Source organism: Neobacillus oceani, assembly GCF_046237595.1.
GTDB classification, from domain to species: Bacteria; Bacillota; Bacilli; order Bacillales; family Cytobacillaceae; genus Bacillus_D; species Bacillus_D oceani.
Map to the genome: position 1 here is coordinate 427,625 of NZ_CP143543.1, position 20,270 is coordinate 447,894.

A 20,270-nucleotide genomic window follows, 5' to 3' on the forward strand; every position below is an offset into this window, starting at 1 on the left:
CCTTTTTTGTAGCTAAGGAATTTATAAAATTCACCTTTTGGATAACTCGAAACAAGTTGTTGTAATCCAGCTCCAGCGCCTAGCCCCTCGAGGTCGCTTCGGTCCTTCAGGTGAAGTCAAAGAGCGACTTCTCCTTCTGGCCCTCCAGCGCTTGTCGGGGCTGACCAAGGCACTTGCGCATTTTGTTACAAAGATGGAAATAGCCAAAACATAAAATTGCTTTTTCAGAGTGCAAGAGGTTGCAAAAGAAGGGGTTTTGTATGAATATGGCTTTGAGAGGCACTGTTAGAGAAACCGCAAAAAGCGTTTCAGAAGAGTCATTAATTCAACAATTAGCTTGTTGCAAGTTACAAAAATATGAAAAAGTTTTGGGAGGGATCGGAACAATGGAAGTAACAATAAAGAGATTTGGGGAGCTGGATGGAAAAACTATCAATAAGATATCCATAACGAACCATAACGGCATGGGGCTCACTTGCCTAGACTATGGATGCATTATTACCGAAATTCGTGTTCCGGATTCAAAAGGCGATATTGAAAACGTAGTGCTCGGCTTCGACAATCTTGAGGATTATCTTAAATACTCGCCTTACTTCGGGGCTGTTGTTGGCCGGGTCGCCGGAAGAATAAAGGATGGCCGCTTCAGCCTTGATGGTAATGATTATGTCCTCGCCAAAAATAATAACGGCAACCATCTTCATGGCGGACTGAAGGGGCTCGACAAGGTCATTTGGGATGCCAAAGTCCACGCGGAGGGCCCTGTCGCCAAGATTGAATTTACATATGAGAGTACTGACGGCGAGGAAGGCTACCCCGGCAACGTTTCTCTCAGGACAGTCTATACCCTTACAGATGCGAACGAACTCTTTGTGGAGTTTTTTGGAACAACCGACAGGAAGACAATCCTTAACCTGACAAACCATACGTATTTCAACTTGACCGGAAACGCAAAATCGACAATTCTTGGCCACACGCTAAAGTTGGATAGCGAAAGATTCCTTGAGTTGGATGAAAATCTCATTCCGACCGGAAATGTGATCGATGTTGAAGGTACTGCCTTCGATTTCCGGAAGGGGAGAAAGCTTTCGGACGGTCCTGCTTCGAGCCATGAGCAAAATCTTTTTGCTGGAAAAGGCTATGACCACCCGTTTGTACTGAGTAAAAAGAAGAGCGCAACCATTGAATTGCGCTGTGATGATAACGGAAGGAAAGTGGAAGTCGAAACAAATCAGCCCGCGGTCGTTGTTTATACTTCGAACCAATTGGAAGGCGACTTCCTGCTCAGCGGGGGTGCAAAGCCGGAACCATATTTAGCCATCTGCCTCGAGACTCAGAATTATCCGGACGCGATAAACCATCCCGATTTTCCCTCCACCGTCGTTGATAAAGGCGAGGAGTATTATTCGTTTACAAAGTTTACATTCAAAACCGTGTAGAAGGGGAAGGGAAAATGGCCACGATTAAGGATATTGCCAAAAAAGCCCGGGTTTCCATAGCCACTGTTTCCCGGGTATTGAATTATGATCCCTCATTGTCCGTAAGTGATGAAACAAAAAAGAGGATTTTCGAAGCTGCGGAAGAGCTGTCCTATAAAAAGCGAGGGACAAAAAAGTTCTCTTCAACAAAGATTGCCATCATCCACTGGTATACGGAAATTGAAGAACTGAATGACTTGTACTATATGTCAATCCGCCTTGGCATCGAGAAACGCTGCAAACAGCACGGCATTTCAATTGAAAAATATTTTTTGGATGATATAGATGAATTGAAGAAGCCGGATATTATGGGGATCATCGCTATTGGGAAATTTAGTGAAAAGCAGGTGAACCTGTTGGATTCAATCACCGGCAATATCGTGTTCGTGGATTCCTCCCCTTCAGATGAAAAATTTGATTCCATTGTCATTGATTTTAAAGCAGCGACCAAACGTGTCCTCGATTACATAATTGCAAAAGGGCACACCGAAATCGGATATATAGGCGGCAGGGAAACCTTTAAAGACCAAACTGCCGAGATTGCCGATGAAAGGGAAATCACCTTCCGTAGTTACATGAAGGAGCTTGGCCTCTTCAAAGAGGACGCCTTTTATATCGGAGCGTTTAAGGTGGAATCTGGCCATGAGTTGATGGCAAAGGCGATAAAGGACCATGGGAGCCGTCTGCCAACGGCATTTTTTACGGGGAATGACTCGATTGCCATTGGCGCTATGAGGGCCCTGCATGAGGCGGGAATCGATGTACCCGGGCGTGTTTCCGTAATAGGAGTAAATGATATTAGCATTTCGAAATACATTCATCCCCCACTATCAACGGTAAAGATTTACACCGAATTGATGGGGGAAACCGCGGTTGATACACTTGTTGAGAGGCTGGATGGCCGGACAGTAGCCAAAAAAGTTTATATCGCCACAAAACTTGTTTTAAGAAAAAGCAGCAATGGATAGTAAAAAATGGTACGATATAGGTTCATTCTGCCAATTGGAGGGAAACCTATGCCCGAGTTTTGGGATGTTTATGACCGCAACAGGAACAAAACAGGAAGAACAGCAATCCGTGGGGAAAAACTCGCACCGGGGGAATTTCATCTTGTCGTCCATATTTGGATATTGAACAGTAATGGAGAGTATTTGATCCAGAAACGCGCCCCACATGTGAAGGGCTTTCCGAATATGTGGGCTACCACGGGAGGCGCCGCGGTCATGGGCGATGACAGTGCCGCCGCATGTGTCCGGGAAACGAAGGAAGAGCTAGGCATCATTCCTGATATGGAAAATGCCGAGGTTGCTTTTACTGTTTTCAGGGAGGCGAGCATTTCGGACGTATGGCTCGTCAGGCAAAATGTCGATATTGCGGAATGCGTGCTTCAGAAAGAGGAAGTAAGCGCCGTGAAATGGGCCACACCTGAAGAAATCCTCTCCATGGCCAACCGCGGCGAATTTGTCCACTATCGGTATTTACACGAATTATTCGCTGCTGCATTGCCGGCTTAGCAGTTATTTTTCCGAAAGGAGGCGGTGGATATCGTCAAGAAGCCGTTCCGCCTGCTTTTTATCCTGGCGGGACTCCTGTCTCTCGGGCTTGGCATAATTGGAATTGTGTTGCCGGTTATTCCGACCACACCGCTGCTATTGTTGGCGTCGTACTGTTTTATGCGGGGCTCGAAGAAGTTTGAGGCATGGTTCATAGAAAGCTGGCTGTATAAAAAACATCTCGAAGGGTTTGTGAAAAAACGGGAAATGACGTTAAAACAAAAGCTCTCTGTTCTCCTCTTTGCCGACTGCATGATCGCCATCCCGTTTATCATGACGGACAGCTGGGCATTAAGGGCGGGGCTGGCAGCCGTTGTTCTGTACAAATACTATTATTTTTTCACTAAAATCAAGACGGTTGGTTAAAGCGCTCCTTCCCTAGGATTACGGGAGGGGCGCTTCTTTTTCGATATCTTACCAAGATGGAAAAAATAGTGCAAAATGACCTTTAACCCCTTGGAAATAGGGCAAGGCACAAAGAACAAAATATCGAAAAAAGGCCAAACCCGAACAGGTCTGGCCCTCATCTTAGCTGAGGAATTTATAAAATTGAACCTTGTGGATCACTCGAAAAGAGTTGTTGTAATCCAGCTCCACAAGGAAAGCTGCGGCAGCATAGCATCGCACGAAGGAAAAGTGCTTTTCTTTTCCGAGGAGCGCCTAGCCCCTCGAGGTCGCTTCGGTCCTTGAGGTGAAGTCAAAGAGCGACTTCTCCTTCAGGCCCTCCAGCGCTTGGCTACGCTTCGCACGCATTAAGGGCGACTAGGTTTTGCTGAAGCAAAACCAAGTCTTCCTATATCGGGGCTGAACACTAAGGAAAGCTCCTGTGAATAATCATCGCAGGGACAGGCGGTCTTTGCCTGTCACGAAGGCGCTTGCGCCTTTTGTTCGTTAGTCAATAAGCTTTTCAAAATTGATGCGTTTATGAATGGCATACATCAATGGGGCGCCGACCGTAAGGACAACGAATTCACCAAATGCGACTGCCAGCCACGTTGCGAAAAATGGGAATCCCGCGGCAATGTTCAGTTCCCAGGCAATCAGGAACATTGTGAATGTAAAGACCACAGTATTGACCGCCATGCGAGCCCAAATTCCTTTAATATACCGCGATGAAAACATGGTAATCAAAAGGGCGAGTACCGATTGGCCGAAGCCGAAAATAAGGTCTAGGCCAGGATTTGGCGAAAGGAAAAGGTTCGCCAGGAAAACGCCAAGAATAATCCCGAAAAAATACTTCTTGTTAAATACGATGAGATGGTTGAACATCTCTGATAAACGGAATTGAATATTGGAAAAGCTTAGCGGCTGGATCAAAAACGTGACCACAATATACAGCGCCGCAATAATCCCGTTCACTGCCAATGATTTAATTTTCATCTTTCTCTCTCCTTAGTTTTTTAGCGTGGGAGGTTCTCGAACCACGTCCGGCTTTACCCGAAAGTAACATTATAATCCGGGCTATATTCTTCGTCAACGGGGTGGATTTATCTTCCAAATACTTTCGCAAAATTATTGAATTCAGGCTTATCAATAGGGATGCTGTGGAAGTTCAAAGCATTATATTTCTTCCCAGGTCATAAAAGTAATACTAAAAGACTAAAAAAGGGAGGATTGTTGTGGTCTCTGTCATTACGTGTACGAAAAGACCGGATTTTCTTCAAGCAATCCTTCGTAATTTTGAAAATCAAACAATTGAAGAGAAGGAACTCGTGCTCATCCTCCATGGATTTAACAAACATCTAGTTGAAGGCTTGTCCGATAACCCGCTTATTAAAGTCATTGAACTTCCATTTGAAGAACCGCTCGGCTCTTGTTTAAACAAGGGAATCCGCCAGGCAAAATACAATATCATTGCACGGTTCGATGACGATGATTATTATGGTGCCCATTATCTTGAAGAAGCATTGGCTGAAATGGTGAGACACGGAGCCGATGTTGTCGGAAAGCAGTCAATATTTATTTATTTTAAAGACGAGGGGCTACTCGGATTGCTCTTTAAAGGCAAGGAAAATACGTTTATTAAAAATATCGGTGATACACTGGCCGGCTCGACTCTTGTTTTTAGAAAAGTTGTTGCCGAAAGAGTACTTTTTCCTCCGATTTCGGTGGGAGAAGACGCAGTATTTTTGGAGGAGTGTAAAAATCTTGGGATCTGTATGTATGCATCTTCGCCAAATAATTATGTGTATATCCGTTATTCTAGCTCCCACCACACCTCGGATTCAGACAATAGGCGGTTAAAAAAACATTGTTCACCGCTTGTATTCACAAATGATTTCACAAAATATTTCCCCTGAAACCAAACCTGGCTTCATGTAATTGAATACAGCGAATCTGAAAAAACCACTATAGCAATAAAAAGCTAATTTGAAAGGGGTGTAGGATGGATGGATAACGATTACTTAAGCGGAGAGCGAATGAAAAAAAATCTGTTAATGAGAAAAGAGCATTTTAAAAAAAGGAGGATAGGCCTGAATTCCCCTCCACAACAGTTGATTCTTAAAAAGCTTGGGTCAATCGTAGAAAATAATCCGGGTAAGCCGATTGTACTTTTTCCCTCTTTGCTTGATTGGAATATCCCTCTTTTTCAGCGCCCCCAGCATATCGCCCTCAATATTGCGAGCGAAGGAGTAGTGTATCTTTATGGGACGACTAATCAATATGATCAAATTGATGTTATTGAGGAAGTCATGCCACGCTGTTTTTTAGTAAATATGAGAGAACCGGAAGTTGAAGCGGCAATCCTCTTATTTTTGGCCAAACAGAAAAATAGGGTCATTGTGCATATGTACTCCGGAGATATTGTAAGGGAATACGGATTTGTGAGAAAGTGCCTTGAAATGGGATTTGACATCTTATATGAATATATCGATGAATTATCCCCGAGTATATCCGGTGTTTCCATTCCGAGGCCAATCCTTGAAAGGCACTTGAAAATACTTGAAAATCAATCGTGCTATGTGGTTGCGACAGCGGATAAACTTTACAATGATATATTGGATAAAAGGCCTCCTGTTAGATGCGCGCTTGTTTCAAATGGTGTGGATTATGAACACTTTCATGGAGTCCCCAAGAATGGTTCCCCGCCGGTATTAGTGGACGGCCTCCATCTGGGGGAAAAGCCTGTTATTGGCTATTTCGGGGCACTGGCGAACTGGGTTGATTATGCCCTTCTTGAGAAGCTCGCCTTCTCAAGGAGGGACTGGCAACTTGTTCTCATAGGTTTGGACTATGACGGCAGTATAAAGAATAGCAGGCTGCTCTCCATGCCGAATGTCCATTATTTAGGGACGGTAAGGTATGAGGAGTTGCCCGGCTATGCCCACCGATTCAACGTTTCTATGATCCCGTTCCTTGTCAATGAAGTGACAATTGCGACATCTCCTATTAAGCTTTTTGAATATATGGCTGTGGGTAAGCCGATTGTGTCAACAAACCTTCCGGAATGCAGGAAATACAGTGTTGTTATGGTTGCTAAGGATCATAAGCAGTTCCTGGAAAGAGTGGAGGCTGCCCTTGAACTGGGAAGAGATGCAGAACTTATTAAACAGCTAAAGGATGAAGCCCGGAAACACACATGGCGGGAAAAAGCCAGATCCATTTTACTCCTGCTTAACACCGAATAATCATTCCTTCCCGGCTGTAAATAGGGTAAGGAATGATTAATTGGTTTTTCTATATTACTTTGATTCCGTGTGAAGGCCAAAATGATGGAGGATGGCGTCCACTATTCTTTTTGATGCAAAGCCATCCCCATAGACGTTGGAAGGGACCGACATTTTTTTATACAAAGAATCATTTGTCAATAATTCTTTTGTTAACCGGTAAATTCCTCCCTCTTCTATTCCTGCAAGCTTTAATGACCCAGCCTCAATACCCTCGGGCCGTTCAGTCGTATCTCTTAATATGAGGACAGGCACTCCAAGGAAAGGAGCTTCCTCCTGAATTCCTCCTGAATCGGTAAGAATCAAATACGATTTTGCGCAAATATTATGGAAATCAATTACATCAAGAGGATTTGTTAAATGAATGTTAGGCTGGCCTTCGAGTATTTCCGCAGCTAATTTTTGAATAGAGGGGTTTAAGTGGACTGGATAAACTACTGCAACATCGTCAAATTCCCTTGCAATCCTTTTTACAGCCTGAAATATATTGATCATTGGCTTCCCGAGGTTTTCCCGTCTATGTGCCGTTAGCAGGATATGCCTTTTTCCTTCGGTTGAATTGAGCAGGTCATGTTTATAGCTTTTGGTTACAGTTGTTTTCAAAGCATCTATTACAGTATTTCCTGTTAAAAATAATGTCCCAGGGTCTTTGTTTTCCTTGTGCAAGTTGCTTATTGCTGTCGCCGTTGGGGCAAAATGAAGGTCTGCAATAAGCCCTGTCAGCTGTCGATTTAATTCTTCAGGAAAAGGAGAATGTTTATTAAAGGTCCGAAGCCCGGCTTCAACATGGCCAACCTTTACATTGTTATAAAAAGCAGCCAGGGCGGCTGCGAAGGTAGTTGTAGTATCCCCGTGAACGAGAACCAGGTCAGGCTTACTCTTTTTAATGACCGTGTCCAGGCCACTCAAGGATCTGGAAGCAAATTCCCCTAGGCTTTGCCCTGACTGCATTAAGTTAAGGTCAAAATCCGGATGGATGGAAAAGGCTGTTAAAACCTGGTCAAGCATCTCCCTATGCTGGGCTGTTACAGTTACGGATGTTTCAATCAAATCTGGGTGCTTGGCAAGTTCATTTACCAATGGAGCCATTTTAATTGCTTCGGGCCTCGTACCAAAGATGACCATGACTTTTAGTTTTCTTTTCACCTCTATTGATCCTTTCCCATTTATTGAGTATCGAGAAAGAGATGGTTACCAGTGATCGACCTCAAAGGATATGCTTTCGATGTCACGGCATGAAATGATGACTGCAACCGGAGGAAGCTTTGGTGATTTCATTCCTGGCTGAATAATGACGACACACCCGGTGCACTTATCAAAACATTTGATGGTGCCAATGATTTCATCACCGCTCTTTGTTCTAAAACGTAATGTTTTCTTGTTGTTTTCCAGTTCACATAAAATCAAGCAAATGCAATGTTTGTTGTCTTTGCAATGACAGTCATCCTTGCATTCGTCGTGGTGCTCATGATGGTCTGTTTGCTTACAGGAAATAGAATTGAATACCTCCTCCAGGAAATCTCCGTGCTCCATCTTGCCTTTCTTATGACCAAAATCCATTTAAATGCTCCTTCCTTTGCGTAGGTGGGTTATTATACCACCATGTTATTCGTGGAGGTGGAAAACAGTGTTGGGCGGTTTAATTAGTTTGTTCGGATTGAAAAATGGACGGTCGATGTTATTGGCAATATTGTTCATAAATACGAATTAATTGGTTTGCAATCTTTTTACTATCATAATTTTTTCTAACCAATTCATAACTCTCATGCGCACTTTGGCTGAGCAAGTCTTTATTCTTTAAAATGGCAGATAAATTGTGTACTAGAGTAGAATCGGAAAGTTGTTTAAAGGTGATTCCCGACATCACTGCATCGTGGTTATGCTTCGTGATTAGTTCTCCGAATCCATCCCACATGGCGTACACAGGTACTTTACAAGCAAGTGCTTCCAATGCAACCCTGCCGCTTCCAAGAACGAGGTCGGACAAACTGTAGAATTCCGAAACATTGTCTTGCCAGCCCAATAATTTGACTCTCCCTCCATTGGGGATTATACGGGGAATGGCTGTTTTTACGTCTTTCATTTTCCCGCCATCACCGATAATAAGGACATTTAGCCCACCTGAGGAATTTGCCAGTTCGGGAAGGCACCTTAAAAATTGGATGATTGGCTTTTCTTTATCATCATCAAACCTGCTTATGATCGAAATTGTGAACAAATCGGGATCAAGCCCCATTGATACTGCTTTTTGCCTGTCTTTTCTCTTTGGATGGAATAGGTCAAAATTGATGCCATTCCTAATAATTGAAATCTTTTCGGGTTCAACGACATTATTCAAAAGATAGAGAGCCACTCTAAAGTCTACAGCGATAATTCTTTTTACATGTCCACTGATTTCATTTCCAAGTGGTGAATCATCAAATCCAAAATCATAAATCCCATGCATTGTTACGATTAGCGGTTTATCAAGTTTTACGGCAATTTCTTTTCCTTTAATGATTGCAGTAAACGGATGAGCGTGTATAATATCAGGATTGAAGTTCTTAATAACTTCAATGGCAGTATCTGACCATTTTAATGACTTAAACCGGTTCCGGTTAATTTGGGAAAGGACTGAAGGGGAGATGGATGCGGTATAAAGAAGAACTTCGTGGCCAAGTTTGGTTAAATCGTTTATTATTGTGGCAATATGTGTTTCCAATCCTCCCTGGACCAAGTGATCGGCCAGCATTAATACTTTGATAAAAATTCCCCCTTAAAAAGTTTAAAAATAGTTCAATACACTTTGTGTAATTTTTCGTATTCCAATTCTCTTAATGTAAGGAAAAAGTCTTTTTGAAAAATGAACAAAGAATACTCATGCAATAGCTCCATTTTTTTTCGGAGAATATCGTCCGGCAATTTTTTGTCATGATAACCAAAAACATAAAGGTCTTTTTTTACGATATCGTGAAGGACCTGTGATAGTGCAATATGCTGTGTATGGCCATATTCTCCGTGCAAATTGTGGGTAACGATTTTCTCGTATTTTCGCTCCCCCAGTAATTTTTTTAAATCATTGCTTAATGCATTCCTGTCAAAATCGCCGTTCCATACATCAGGGAAATCCCACATCTCATGTTCTGCATGTAGGATGTTCATAATCTTTGTAAACTCTGCCGCCCTTTGATGGTTTCCTTTATTCGTAACGCAGACGACTTTCCAACCTTTTTCCTTTAGCAATTCTCCTCCGCCAAAGAGGAGCTCATCGTCAGGATGAGCCACAACCATCAGTTTATCGCTCATTTCGTTGCACCTGCTTATAATTAAAGTAACGATTTTAAATCCTTTATCATATCCGACGCTTTTTTATAACGTTGCCTAGGATCATGATTCATTGCTCTCAAAAGTACTTTACGGAGGTTCTCTTCCTTCACATACTTCGGGTCTACTTTCCCGGTTAGTACATATGTGCACACTGCGGCAGCCCCGTACAAATCATAACTATTATCTATTTCTTTAGCTTCAGGAGGGGAAAAAATCCATCCTTCAACTTTCCCCCTGTAAACGCCTGCTGAATCTTTTAATCTGGCGGATTCAAAATCTATAATTTTTATATCTAAAGTTTTTTCATTGGTCAGCATAATATTCCGGGGAGTAATATCGGTATGAAGGATGCCTTTAGAGTGTAAATGCGCTAACCCTTTAAGAATGTTAATTGTTACCTTGATGGCTTTTTTTGTGTCAAGAGAAGTTAAGAAACTTCCATTTAGCTGTTCCATAACGATGCAAGCTTGATGTTCATGGATAAAAAAATCATAAAATTCAACTAGCTTTTTGTTTTTTCCATAAAGATTCATAATCCAAGATTCTTTTAGACCTGTGGTAATATCCTTTATCTTTTTTACTGCTATTTTTCTTTGAGATAAGGGGTCAAATCCAAAGTAAACAGTGCTTGTTCCGCCATATCCCTCCTCCTTTAAGTCAACTTCATATCTGCCCCACTTTTCTGTTGGCACTATTCACCCCGCCTTTTTTGTGCATTATTGATAGTTTTTAAATGGAAAGATGTTCTTTTATAACCTTCAATGCCTGTTCTCCACGGCGAAGCCATGAATTTTCTTTTGCGGTTTTTTGCCTTTCCATTATTTTTTCTGTTGTATTGGACGTTAGGGCAGTTTCGATTTGGTTTACTACATTTTTTTCATTTGCAAAGTAACATACATTTCCGTATGCCGACAATTCAGGCAAAGGTGAGCTTACAACCGGTTTTCCGGCTGAAAGGTATTCAAAAAATTTAATCGGATTTGTTGCTTTAATCATATCTGTCATTTTAAATGGAATAATTGCGACATCAAACCAACTAAGGTATTGTGGCAATTCCTCATAAAATTTCATGTCAAGCACGGTGATATTTGGATGCTCTATTTCTAGTATTTTTGATCCTATTAAAACGACAGGATAGTGTGATGCTATCTTTTCCACCATTTTTACATCAAGCCAGGAATAGATTGCCCCATAATACCCTATCAAGGGACTTCCTTTTGTATCAGGGAGGTCATTTGGCCGCTTGCCGATTGGCGCTGAAGCTCGTTTAAAATGGTCAAAATCTGCTCCATTCGGTAGAAGAAATACATTTCTTCCGTTTTTTTTATGTTCATTATAAATGGGCATTGACGTAGCGAAAATAATATCACATTTACGCTCCATATCTGGAATATGGGGTTTCCAGACCGCAAATTCATCGGAAGGAAGATCGCAAGAGTCGAATATTGCCAGGTCAGGTTTGAATCGGTCTATTTCGGCACCCTGATTGACTGCGCACCAAAGAACCACTTTTCCTGAGATTAAAGGCTTTAAATTAACGTCTTTTTTGACAACCTTAAAATTAGGCAGTGAGGGATAAGGCTGTTCAATAGGTTTTTCTTGTGGAAAAAAAGTTTCCGGATTAATAAACAATACATTGGCACCCAGGACAGCGAGGACTTTCATCATTTGCTGCGGCCTTTGGTGCATGAATTTATAGTCGATGGCCGGAGGATAAATAACGGTGATTTTTTCTTTCATTAAAACACCCCAGTTCTACATTTTAATTCAACGCTGAAGTTCCTTTATTATTTCTGCCGCCCTTTGCTTGTAGGTGTGGTTTTGATAAACATGTTTTTGCCCGTTTTGAGCAATTTTTTCTCTTGCTGATTCGTTTACGAGATAAAAGTTCATTAAATCGACCGTTTCATCATAGCTGCTTGAATATACCAGATGCTTATGATTTTCAAACATGGATTCGATTGCCTTCGTCCTCTGGGTTAAAAAGAAACCTCTGCAGCCGAGCACTTCAAATGTCCTCATTGATTGCATTGTCGTGGAGTCGGTTATTGAATGGACTCCAAGAGTAATCTTTGCAGAGGAATAGGCAAAAACGGATTCTTCATGTGAAAGATAGCCCTTAGCATATGGATCCGGGACATTGTAGCGATGATTTGGGTTCTGCCAGTCCATCCCATAGATGGCAATCGCTTTTCCTTTATCGATAAATGGCTGTAGGATATATGTGTACGCTTCATAACGCTCGTCAAAAACATCATAATTATTCCCAATGTGGACAGCATCGAGGTCGGAATACGGTTTTTTCGGCTTTTTCCGATTGTAGTAATCCGGGTCCATCGCAAAGGGGACGCAAATCGCCGGATGATTTTTTCTTTTGTAATTTTTCAGCATTTCTACACATGGGGTAAGCGTCAGGACTGACTTTTCCGCCCATTCCATTGCAAGTGAATCATTGGCGACAGGGTCCTCGATCGCCCAATAAATATGGGGGATTTGGAATTTCTCAAGAACAGGAAAGACGAACCTTTTCGTATCGACTCCGCCTTCCGTGAAAATATAATCGGGCTTAAACCGATTGATTTTTTCAATCATGCCTTTTTCCGACTGTTCTGGAACCTCCAACCTGTCCGTTTCCCAGCCCATTTTTTCAAAGCCGGGCTGCATCCCGTATTTAATGATGGGCGGCGGATTGGTAAAAAGAATTTTCAACACGCAGCACTCCTTATCTTTCACTTGTTGGTGAATCAATGTGGCCTTTAACCTTTCTTGGCATAGTATGAAGGTTTCAGAAAAATGTAAGGGTATTGGCATAGTAATTTAAATTAATCGGAAAGAATTCGTCAAAAAGGTTTTGGAAACGCACTATATTGTTACATAATCCTTAAAGTTCTTAACGTTTGAAATAATTATTGACTTTTTGATGAATTCTTCATCTGATATTTTCCAGCTATGCAATTTGTGTTCCCGAGATTTTACTCGGACATGGTTAAACCGGTCATTTGAATAGATGATGATTCCTTTTTCATTGCAATCCTTTAAAAACTTTGTGTCAGTCCCCTCATTGCCCTCTGGATACGATACTAGTTCAAACACCTCTTTATTGATGACCATTGTTGTTCCCGAAACAAAATTAGTAAAGGTATGCTCCTTATCCAATTCCCTCAGAACAAATTTATTTGCAGCTTCAACATGGGCATAATAGGTGCTTTTACCAACAATATCAGCCTTGGACCACGTAAATGCATGCATTGAATCAAGTAAATAATTTGGAGCATAATAATGTTCTTCATCAAAAACAGCAATATATGGATGCTTGCTGATTTTTATGCCTGATGCGAAGCTTTCCCCATAAGTAGTACCGGCAGGCCTCTTTTTGACTTGAATGTCGTCTTCGTCATTAATTAACCTCATCCAGTCATCTTCTTGAATAGAGTCATCATTTATTAAAACAACGAGTTCTTTGTTCTCGTAGTTCAGTTCTCTATAGTTCTTTAGAATATTGGCGATGTGCTCTTGGCTTGTATTAACCGTTATCAAAGATACTCCCGGCAAATCGCCTTTTCTCTCATACTGTAAACCAATAACGTCGAGGATCTTTTCAAACCGATGTTTATATAAATGGTGTTTATGAATTTCACGTATTCCTAACAAGCTTAATTTTTCTCTTTCCTCTTTGTTTTCCAACAAACTTTTCAAGTGATTTTCCACTTCTTTTTCTGAGGAAGCGACTTTCACGATATCTTGAAACATTAAGGAAATGGCATCCGAGATGGAACTGATTACACATGTTCCGGTGGCCAAAAGCTCGAATACCCTTCTTGAGAACATTGTCGGACTGCCCGTAACCGAATTTGTATTTAAAAAAACTTTAAAGATCTTATAGGCTTTGACCATATCTAAATAATCAAGATAACCAACAATGTTATTCTGAAAGTATTCGGGAAATCGATAATTTTTGTTGCTTTTAAAATGAAACATTCGATCAAAAATTTTTAAGTCATAGCGGAGTGCTGGTTTTAGAAGAAGATTAATATACTCCTGCCTTTTTAAATGTTTGAAAGCATACCAAGTTCCTGCAAAGGCTACGTTCTCCTTTGGTGAGTTATTTGAAAAAATAGGATTATGAACTGCAGGCTGTGCCGCAAAGGGAAGTGGATATACCTGCTTATGGTTAACCATCTTTTGATATTTTGGAATACAATTACTATCAGTCGTAAAGATATAATCAAAAAGTTTCGCTGTGGTAATAAAATAGGGGAAGTTAGGTGGGTCTTCCTTATTCCAGAATACTGTAGGAATGCCTTTTTTATTGCAATATTGAATTAAGGCCTTTATTTGGGAATGGTCGTGTTTACCCACGCTCGTCAGCAGGTTCCGCCATGAATCATCAACTCCCCGCCAAGCGGATTCCACAAGCAGGAAATGGGGCTTAAATGCTTCAATTTTTTCAACCCAGTCAGTTAAATAAAGCTGCATTAAATTGCACTCATACTTAAAACACTCGAAGCTAAAGGTGTCCAAAATACACGCGACTCTAATTTCAGGGTGCTCACAGTGGTTTGTCGATATTTCTGGGATTGCCTTGATTTTCCGATGAAGGGATTCATCTATCAAAAAAGAGCCCATTAATTGTTAACTCCTCTCTGCCGTCTTGAGTTATTTGTTCAAATGTGTAAGGAAGGATGCTCAGCCCTTTAATTCCTTCCACCTTTTCTTCACTTCATTTTCCAGTAGAGTATTTGGAAGGCTGAGCCAATTCATTTTCGTTCCATTCAGGTAAAGTTCATGAGTGTATTGGTGAAGAATAATCATTACTTCCTGTTGATTAGTTTTGAATTTCACTAGGTTGCCATACCATGAAAAGTTGTCAATGGCCGGCTTGCTCTTATCAATCAGCATTTGGGTGGCAAAACGTGCTTCTTTGCCTGTTTGTGTGAATTGGGCATTCCATGTCGGTTCAAGAATAGAATGCTTCGGGGAATACCAGCCTTCCAATGGACTTATCCGGCCTTTTTTTAATTGGGTAGCCCCATGATTGTGGATTAGGGGTATTAGAGAAATACACTCTTTTCCTCTAAACTTTCCAATAACCGTTTTTCCATCTGAACTGCAATCAATGGAAGGGTGAAAAAGAAAGTTTTGAACCACAGTCTTTGTATCCTTGGCGATACCCCAGTCGATTAATAGGAAGTTGCTCGGTTTTAGGAAGATTAGCAGCCTGTAATGGAGCACTCCTCTATATAAGCAATGTGTTCCGGAAACCACGGATAGGTTATCACAAAAAAAATATCCATTTAGCCCTGACTTGCCGATATTTGCTTTAGATGTGTCCATTTCCTCTCCAGCAACGACAATTGTATTATGTGCTCTTGCGGACTCCGCGTATATTCTTCCCGGGTCGGAGTAGTTGTAACTGAACTTCCCCGCATCTGTCAGGATAGGTACGCCATTTCCATATAAAATAAGGGCGAGGTCATCCTTATGTTTATGGACTCGTGAGTGGAAACTGCTGTAAAGGATCGCCTGGACAGTTTCTTTCGTATAATTCCATTGATTTCTTAGAAACGCATAGCCTCCCTCACTAAAGACTTTCTCCAAACTAAACTCATTAAGGAGGCTATGAGGCTTTTTTAAAAGTTTTGCTTTATTCATCAAAGGTTCAGGAAGATCAGTCCATAAGATGAAGGGACTCATTTCACTATCGCCGATTGGAGGTATTTGCCCATCCGGCTGAACGATATAGATAAAAAAAGTTAACAGCTTATCAAGGTACTCAATCAGCTTATTGGCGGCAGCTGGATCATATTTATTTATAAATTGATAAAATGTGTAAAAGCGGCCTAAAAAGATATAAACGTATGCGGGGGAGTGCTCTTTGTAACTGCCATCCTCGGCAATTAAATGGTCTACCTGTTTCCAAAAACGTTTTAAGGAGATTTCCCTCCATTCGTTGGCTTTTTTCATATAGCTAAACGTAATAGAAGCTGTGTAGAGGGCGATATCCTGATCAAGACCATGATTATGGTTTGGCATATAAAAGGAATCGTTCATCAGTTTCTGACAATGTTCATCAATTATTTTTTCGAAAAAAAGATGCTTCTCCTTTGAAAAAAGGCTCATTCTGAACGATTCATATAATTTGCAAATAATAATAAGCCGTAATGCAGTTGAATGATCATGCCAAGACATTTCGGATACGGCAGTCGAATCTGGCGGATTTTTTGAATGCCAATCTTCGAGGAATAAAATTGCTTTATTTATATATTGAATATCACCATATAATTCATAACCATAAATAAGAGATTCAATGATCGTTAAGGTGTGAAGCCAAAATCTCCAGCTTCTGTCCTTTAACGGGTCAGCCCTCCATAAATCTCCTTCTACTGAAAGGGTAGGATAGCGCTTGCTGATATAAATTTTATTGTTTAGCAAACCATCGCAAACTTCTTTTATATTTAGTCCGGGCTTCGTAACTGGAATAATATTTATTCGTTCACGTTTTATAATAGATTCATACTCCATTGTTATACCCTCACCTAGGATACGCCGAGCTGATAAACCGCAAATCCATCTTCAGCCAGACCGCAAGAATTAATACTATTTCGTGTGTCAAAAATGTTCTTCGTCCGAAAATTGTTCAGATACTTTTTAAAATCTATTTCTTTGAATAACGTATGATTCGTTAGAATAACACAACAATCTGTATCCTTTAAAACTTCCTCCAGGGAATCGACCTGTTCATCCAATACTTTTTTATCTACATTGGGATCAAACACTTTGACGGAAACCGGAATTTCTTTTAGTAATTGAAGTACTTTAATCGAAGGGCTTTCCCTGATATCATCGACATCGCCTTTGTAAGTCAAGCCCAGGAGTGAAATGACAGGGTCAGGTATTTGATTTACTATTTTCGCTATTTTTTCTGCTATAAAATAGGGCATCCTGTCGTTAATAAATCTCGCTTTTCTTATCAATCTAGCATGATCAGGGGCTTTTTCGATGATGAACCAAGGGTCCACGGCGATACAGTGGCCGCCAACTCCAGGACCGGGACTTAGAATATTCACCCTTGGATGTTGATTGGCTAAAGAAATTGCTTCCCATATATTGAATTTTTCTTTTTCGGCGATGAGGGAGAATTCGTTTGCAAGGGCGATATTGACATCCCGATACGTATTCTCCATAAGTTTGACCATTTCCGAAGTGATTGCATCTGTCAAATGGATTTTTCCTTTCACAAAATGCCGGTACAGGTTTGCTGCTTTTTCAGCCGACTCTTCATTTATTCCCCCTATTATCCGGTCATTCTCAACCATCTCCCTTAGTAAATCCCCGGGAATTACACGTTCTGGGGAGTGGGCAATAAATAGTTCTTCCCCAATAACCAAACCTGTGGCACTTAGCAAAGGCGTGAGAACTTCATCGACAGTTTTAGGAGGAACTGTTGATTCGAGGACAACGAGATTGCCCTTTTGTAAAAAGGGACAAATCATTTTTGCTGCTGTTTTTACAAAGCTTAAATCGGCTCTATTGTCTTTATCCAAAGGGGTAGGGACAGAAATAATAAACGCATCTGCGGTGCAGGGCTCAGGAGAAAATGTCAATGTTTCCGTTTCAATAACATTTGCAAACAATTCTTCAAGGCCTGGCTCGCGGAACGGCAACAATTGGTTGGATAGTTTATGGATCAATTCCATGTCAATGTCGACGCCATGTACTTCAAGGCCTCTAGATGCAAATAAGAGAGCGGAGGGTAACCCGATATAACCAAGTCCTAATATGCAAACTTTCATAGTATCACCTTTACGGAAAAATGGTTGCGTTACAGGATATTCTTCTGTCCACCATACTGCCAATACTTCTGCCTATGTGGGAGGTGTTAAGTTCCAGGATAAAAAAAGGAGGCTAATGCCTCCTTCCAGATTGTCGACAAAAGGCCGCGAGGGGGCACCCTCTCGCGGCCTTTTGTCAGTTTTGTGGAAATTTTTAAGGTTAATCCGAAGATAATTACCCCCAGCACCTTACTCTTCGAGTACTCTTATGCAACTTGCCATGTCCAATTGGCCAGTTTCTTCAAATTCATTGCAGCAAAAGTAAGCATCGCCTGCATGGACAATTTTTTAAGGCCTCGTAAGGTTGTCCATCGCATACCATGCTTTTCTTTCGCGTCTGCAAAGACACGTTCAATTGTTTCTTTTCGTTTGGCGTATATCTGTTTAATCTCATCCGTGTGTCGTAAATGTTCAGCCTCTTCCAGGTAGGGCTCCCAAATATGGCGCTGAATGAGCTTTTGATGGTTTTTACTTTCGGTACACTTTGATAAGACTGGGCAGGAAGCGCAAATAGCTGGGTCTGATTTATACTGGCGGTACCCTTCCTTCGTGGTTGTCGTGTACTTTAATTCCTGCCCTTCGGGGCAGAGATAGCAATTGTAGTACTCATCATAAACATAGTCATGCTTTCGGAAGAACCGATCTTTCGTTTTTGGACGGGTGTAAGGAAGGACAGGCAACATCTGATTTTCCAATAGAAAATTCGCGATCGCGGGAGTTTTATAGGCTGCATCGGCTGCGACAGCAAGTGGCTTCTTTACCTTTTCAATGATCTTCTCGACAAGTGGCTGCAGGATATGGCTGTCATGTATGTTGCCCGGAGTGACGATTGTCCCCAACACAAATCCTTTTTCATCCGTGGCGGCATGAAACGAATAGGCAAACTGTTTCGTTCGCTCATCCTTTACATAATAGCCACTTTCAGGATCCGTCGTACTTTCCTTGATTTCCTTCCACTCCTCTTTTTCAAACTTCTCGGGAGGAAATGGCTTTTTACCGTGTTTCTCACGATCTAAATTAAGCTCCAATTGCAGCTTTTCTTCATAGGCGCGGGTTTCCTTTCGAACGAGTTTCTTGTCGTACTTGCGTTTATTGGCACTTGCTTTTACATGTGTGGAATCCACAAATACATGTTCAGGAGACAACAGCCCTTTATCCATAATCTCCTTCAAGATTCGATAGAAGATCTGTTCAAACACATCGGAATCATAAAAACGGCGCTCGTAATTTTTACCGAAGGTAGAAAAGTGAGGAACTTCAGTGTAGAAACCAAATCCTAAAAACCAGCGATATGCCATGTTGGTCTCAATCTCTTTAATAGTTTGGCGCATAGAGCGTATGCCAAATATGTATTGTATGAAAGTTATTTTAAAGAGAACGACCGGATCAATACTGGGCCTACCAAGCCCGGAATACAAGTGTTCTACCATGGGATAGATGAATGAAAAATCAATGGCCGATTCCAGCTTGCGTACCAAATGATTTTCAGGAACTAATTGATCAATGGTCAGCATTTCAAATTGTTCACGTTCATTAGCTTGATTTTTAGTCATCATCGCAGGTCACCTCATACATAGTGTTCTTTATATAAAGAGAATATTAGTTGATTGGAACGGAGGGTGGCGACTCCTGCGGGAGTAGCGGGATAGTCGAGACCCTGGACTGAGCGTAGCGAGGGAAGCGGCTCGGCCCCGCCCGCGGAAAGCGTCCACCCGGAGTGGAATTCTAGACGCACTGTTGTTTCAACTTATATTTTAAATTAAAAAAGACTGTAGGCAAACCCGGATACCTTCAAGTTTGTCTACAGTCTGAAAGGAGGCTAATGCCTCCTTCTATTACCTTGAAGAAACCACTTTTATCTATTATGGGCAGCCTTTAATTCCCGAACAGACAGGCCCGCAGATTTTGACAGGAGATACAAATGTGTTGTTTCCAGCTTTGAAGCCAACCCGGACTTCGCCCAGTTCCAAGGGAGTGTCGAAATCAACACAGAATGTAGCTGAGTTATTGGGATTCCTTTTAAGAGAATAGTTGAACACAACTCCGATGAGCGGAACCTGATTTGGCGGAACGAAATTCCTCTTTTCGCAGTTCGCCCCTGCTTGGGCGGGGGTGGAAGAGCAACTTTCAATATTGATGAACTGCCTGAAAAAATCCGGGCAATCAGGGCACACTTCCAATACCCAGTTGCTCAAATCGTTTTGATTCATTGGAGTGGCACTTTGGACTCTATAGCAAAATTTCCCTTGTGCCGGATCCGATTGAGCAGCCAGATACGTAAACGTAAACCCGTTAAACGTGGTTGTTGTGTTTGTGCAAACCATTGTTTTTTCCTCCTTTCCAATAGAATGGACTTACATCAATAGCTTATTTGCAATTATAAGAATTGATTGTATGTATACCTAATCCTCTTGCAGTAAAAAGTACAAGCTTAGA

Annotated in this window: 19 protein-coding genes and 1 riboswitch; of the genes, 6 read left to right on the forward strand and 13 right to left on the reverse strand. The window is 41.4% G+C overall.

All coding sequences use genetic code 11. The annotated features are described in order from the left end of the window. The first annotated feature begins 386 nt into the window (after window positions 1–386). From V1499_RS02200 to V1499_RS02215, 4 genes are read left to right on the forward strand one after another with little or no spacing between them, the layout of a single operon-like run. Window positions 387–1,436, forward strand: a complete 1,050-nt coding sequence (locus tag V1499_RS02200; protein ID WP_409273438.1) for an aldose epimerase family protein — start codon at window positions 387–389, stop codon at window positions 1,434–1,436. A gap of 14 nt (window positions 1,437–1,450) precedes the next feature. After that, window positions 1,451–2,443, forward strand: coding sequence for a LacI family DNA-binding transcriptional regulator (locus V1499_RS02205; RefSeq protein ID WP_409273439.1), 993 nt, complete (start codon window positions 1,451–1,453; stop codon window positions 2,441–2,443). Window positions 2,444–2,491: 48 nt separating this feature from the next. Next, window positions 2,492–2,989 carry an NUDIX hydrolase gene (locus tag V1499_RS02210; protein ID WP_409273440.1) on the forward strand — a complete coding sequence of 166 codons (498 nt, stop codon included), beginning with the start codon at window positions 2,492–2,494 and terminating at the stop codon, window positions 2,987–2,989. Between the two features lie 24 nt (window positions 2,990–3,013). Next, window positions 3,014–3,394, forward strand: a complete 381-nt coding sequence (locus V1499_RS02215; protein ID WP_409273442.1) for a YbaN family protein — start codon at window positions 3,014–3,016, stop codon at window positions 3,392–3,394. Between the two features lie 525 nt (window positions 3,395–3,919). On the opposite strand, the gene V1499_RS02220 is transcribed toward V1499_RS02215, so the two are convergent. Beyond that, window positions 3,920–4,408 carry a QueT transporter family protein gene (locus V1499_RS02220; protein ID WP_409273444.1) on the reverse strand — a complete coding sequence of 163 codons (489 nt, stop codon included), beginning with the start codon at window positions 4,406–4,408 and terminating at the stop codon, window positions 3,920–3,922. A gap of 6 nt (window positions 4,409–4,414) precedes the next feature. After that, a riboswitch (PreQ1 riboswitch) is annotated at window positions 4,415–4,459 on the reverse strand. Between the two features lie 188 nt (window positions 4,460–4,647). Here V1499_RS02220 and V1499_RS02225 point away from each other — a divergent pair. Then, window positions 4,648–5,328 (forward strand): glycosyltransferase family 2 protein, encoded by a 681-nt coding sequence (locus tag V1499_RS02225; RefSeq protein ID WP_409273446.1) that lies wholly within the window; start codon window positions 4,648–4,650, stop codon window positions 5,326–5,328. 90 nt (window positions 5,329–5,418) lie between these two features. Beyond that, the gene (locus V1499_RS02230; protein WP_409273447.1) at window positions 5,419–6,657 is read left to right on the forward strand and encodes a glycosyltransferase; all 1,239 of its coding nucleotides are present in this window, start codon (window positions 5,419–5,421) and stop codon (window positions 6,655–6,657) included. A gap of 54 nt (window positions 6,658–6,711) precedes the next feature. Here V1499_RS02230 and wecB read toward each other — a convergent pair whose 3' ends face one another. From wecB to V1499_RS02290, 12 genes are all read right to left on the reverse strand, one after another. Continuing rightward, window positions 6,712–7,842, reverse strand: a complete 1,131-nt coding sequence (gene wecB / locus V1499_RS02235; protein ID WP_409273449.1) for a non-hydrolyzing UDP-N-acetylglucosamine 2-epimerase — start codon at window positions 7,840–7,842, stop codon at window positions 6,712–6,714. Between the two features lie 45 nt (window positions 7,843–7,887). Next, window positions 7,888–8,256, reverse strand: coding sequence for a hypothetical protein (locus V1499_RS02240; protein ID WP_409273450.1), 369 nt, complete (start codon window positions 8,254–8,256; stop codon window positions 7,888–7,890). A 118-nt stretch (window positions 8,257–8,374) separates the two neighbouring features. After that, complete coding sequence (locus V1499_RS02245) at window positions 8,375–9,397, reverse strand: glycosyltransferase family 4 protein (protein WP_409273452.1); 1,023 nt, start codon at window positions 9,395–9,397, stop codon at window positions 8,375–8,377. Between the two features lie 74 nt (window positions 9,398–9,471). Next, window positions 9,472–9,981 (reverse strand): PIG-L family deacetylase, encoded by a 510-nt coding sequence (locus V1499_RS02250; protein ID WP_409273453.1) that lies wholly within the window; start codon window positions 9,979–9,981, stop codon window positions 9,472–9,474. 20 nt (window positions 9,982–10,001) lie between these two features. Beyond that, window positions 10,002–10,694 carry a serine/threonine protein kinase gene (locus tag V1499_RS02255; RefSeq protein ID WP_409273455.1) on the reverse strand — a complete coding sequence of 231 codons (693 nt, stop codon included), beginning with the start codon at window positions 10,692–10,694 and terminating at the stop codon, window positions 10,002–10,004. A 37-nt stretch (window positions 10,695–10,731) separates the two neighbouring features. Then, window positions 10,732–11,742, reverse strand: a complete 1,011-nt coding sequence (locus V1499_RS02260; RefSeq protein ID WP_409273457.1) for a hypothetical protein — start codon at window positions 11,740–11,742, stop codon at window positions 10,732–10,734. 27 nt (window positions 11,743–11,769) lie between these two features. Beyond that, the gene (locus V1499_RS02265) at window positions 11,770–12,711 is read right to left on the reverse strand and encodes a glycosyltransferase family protein (RefSeq protein ID WP_409273458.1); all 942 of its coding nucleotides are present in this window, start codon (window positions 12,709–12,711) and stop codon (window positions 11,770–11,772) included. Window positions 12,712–12,864: 153 nt separating this feature from the next. Beyond that, the gene (locus V1499_RS02270; RefSeq protein ID WP_409273460.1) at window positions 12,865–14,628 is read right to left on the reverse strand and encodes a glycosyltransferase family protein; all 1,764 of its coding nucleotides are present in this window, start codon (window positions 14,626–14,628) and stop codon (window positions 12,865–12,867) included. Between the two features lie 60 nt (window positions 14,629–14,688). Continuing rightward, window positions 14,689–16,524: a heparinase II/III family protein gene (locus V1499_RS02275; protein ID WP_409273462.1), complete on the reverse strand. Its 1,836-nt coding sequence runs from the start codon at window positions 16,522–16,524 to the stop codon at window positions 14,689–14,691. A 14-nt stretch (window positions 16,525–16,538) separates the two neighbouring features. After that, window positions 16,539–17,795, reverse strand: coding sequence for a nucleotide sugar dehydrogenase (locus V1499_RS02280; RefSeq protein ID WP_409273463.1), 1,257 nt, complete (start codon window positions 17,793–17,795; stop codon window positions 16,539–16,541). Between the two features lie 245 nt (window positions 17,796–18,040). Continuing rightward, window positions 18,041–19,390, reverse strand: a complete 1,350-nt coding sequence (locus tag V1499_RS02285; protein WP_409273465.1) for an IS1182 family transposase — start codon at window positions 19,388–19,390, stop codon at window positions 18,041–18,043. Between the two features lie 306 nt (window positions 19,391–19,696). Beyond that, entirely contained in the window at window positions 19,697–20,158 is a 462-nt protein-coding gene (locus tag V1499_RS02290) for a hypothetical protein (protein ID WP_409273467.1), read from the reverse strand. Window positions 20,159–20,270: the final 112 nt, after the last annotated feature.

Coding starts and splice junctions, on each gene's coding strand:
- V1499_RS02200 (WP_409273438.1), top strand. CDS start 387: ATGGAAGTAACAATAAAGAGATTTGGGGAGCTGGATGGAAAAACTATC.
- V1499_RS02205 (WP_409273439.1), top strand. CDS start 1,451: ATGGCCACGATTAAGGATATTGCCAAAAAAGCCCGGGTTTCCATAGCC.
- V1499_RS02210 (WP_409273440.1), top strand. CDS start 2,492: ATGCCCGAGTTTTGGGATGTTTATGACCGCAACAGGAACAAAACAGGA.
- V1499_RS02220 (WP_409273444.1), bottom strand. CDS start 4,408: ATGAAAATTAAATCATTGGCAGTGAACGGGATTATTGCGGCGCTGTAT.
- V1499_RS02230 (WP_409273447.1), top strand. CDS start 5,419: ATGGATAACGATTACTTAAGCGGAGAGCGAATGAAAAAAAATCTGTTA.
- V1499_RS02240 (WP_409273450.1), bottom strand. CDS start 8,256: ATGGATTTTGGTCATAAGAAAGGCAAGATGGAGCACGGAGATTTCCTG.
- V1499_RS02250 (WP_409273453.1), bottom strand. CDS start 9,981: ATGAGCGATAAACTGATGGTTGTGGCTCATCCTGACGATGAGCTCCTC.
- V1499_RS02260 (WP_409273457.1), bottom strand. CDS start 11,742: ATGAAAGAAAAAATCACCGTTATTTATCCTCCGGCCATCGACTATAAA.
- V1499_RS02270 (WP_409273460.1), bottom strand. CDS start 14,628: ATGGGCTCTTTTTTGATAGATGAATCCCTTCATCGGAAAATCAAGGCA.
- V1499_RS02275 (WP_409273462.1), bottom strand. CDS start 16,524: ATGGAGTATGAATCTATTATAAAACGTGAACGAATAAATATTATTCCA.
- V1499_RS02280 (WP_409273463.1), bottom strand. CDS start 17,795: ATGAAAGTTTGCATATTAGGACTTGGTTATATCGGGTTACCCTCCGCT.
- V1499_RS02285 (WP_409273465.1), bottom strand. CDS start 19,390: ATGATGACTAAAAATCAAGCTAATGAACGTGAACAATTTGAAATGCTG.
- V1499_RS02290 (WP_409273467.1), bottom strand. CDS start 20,158: ATGGTTTGCACAAACACAACAACCACGTTTAACGGGTTTACGTTTACG.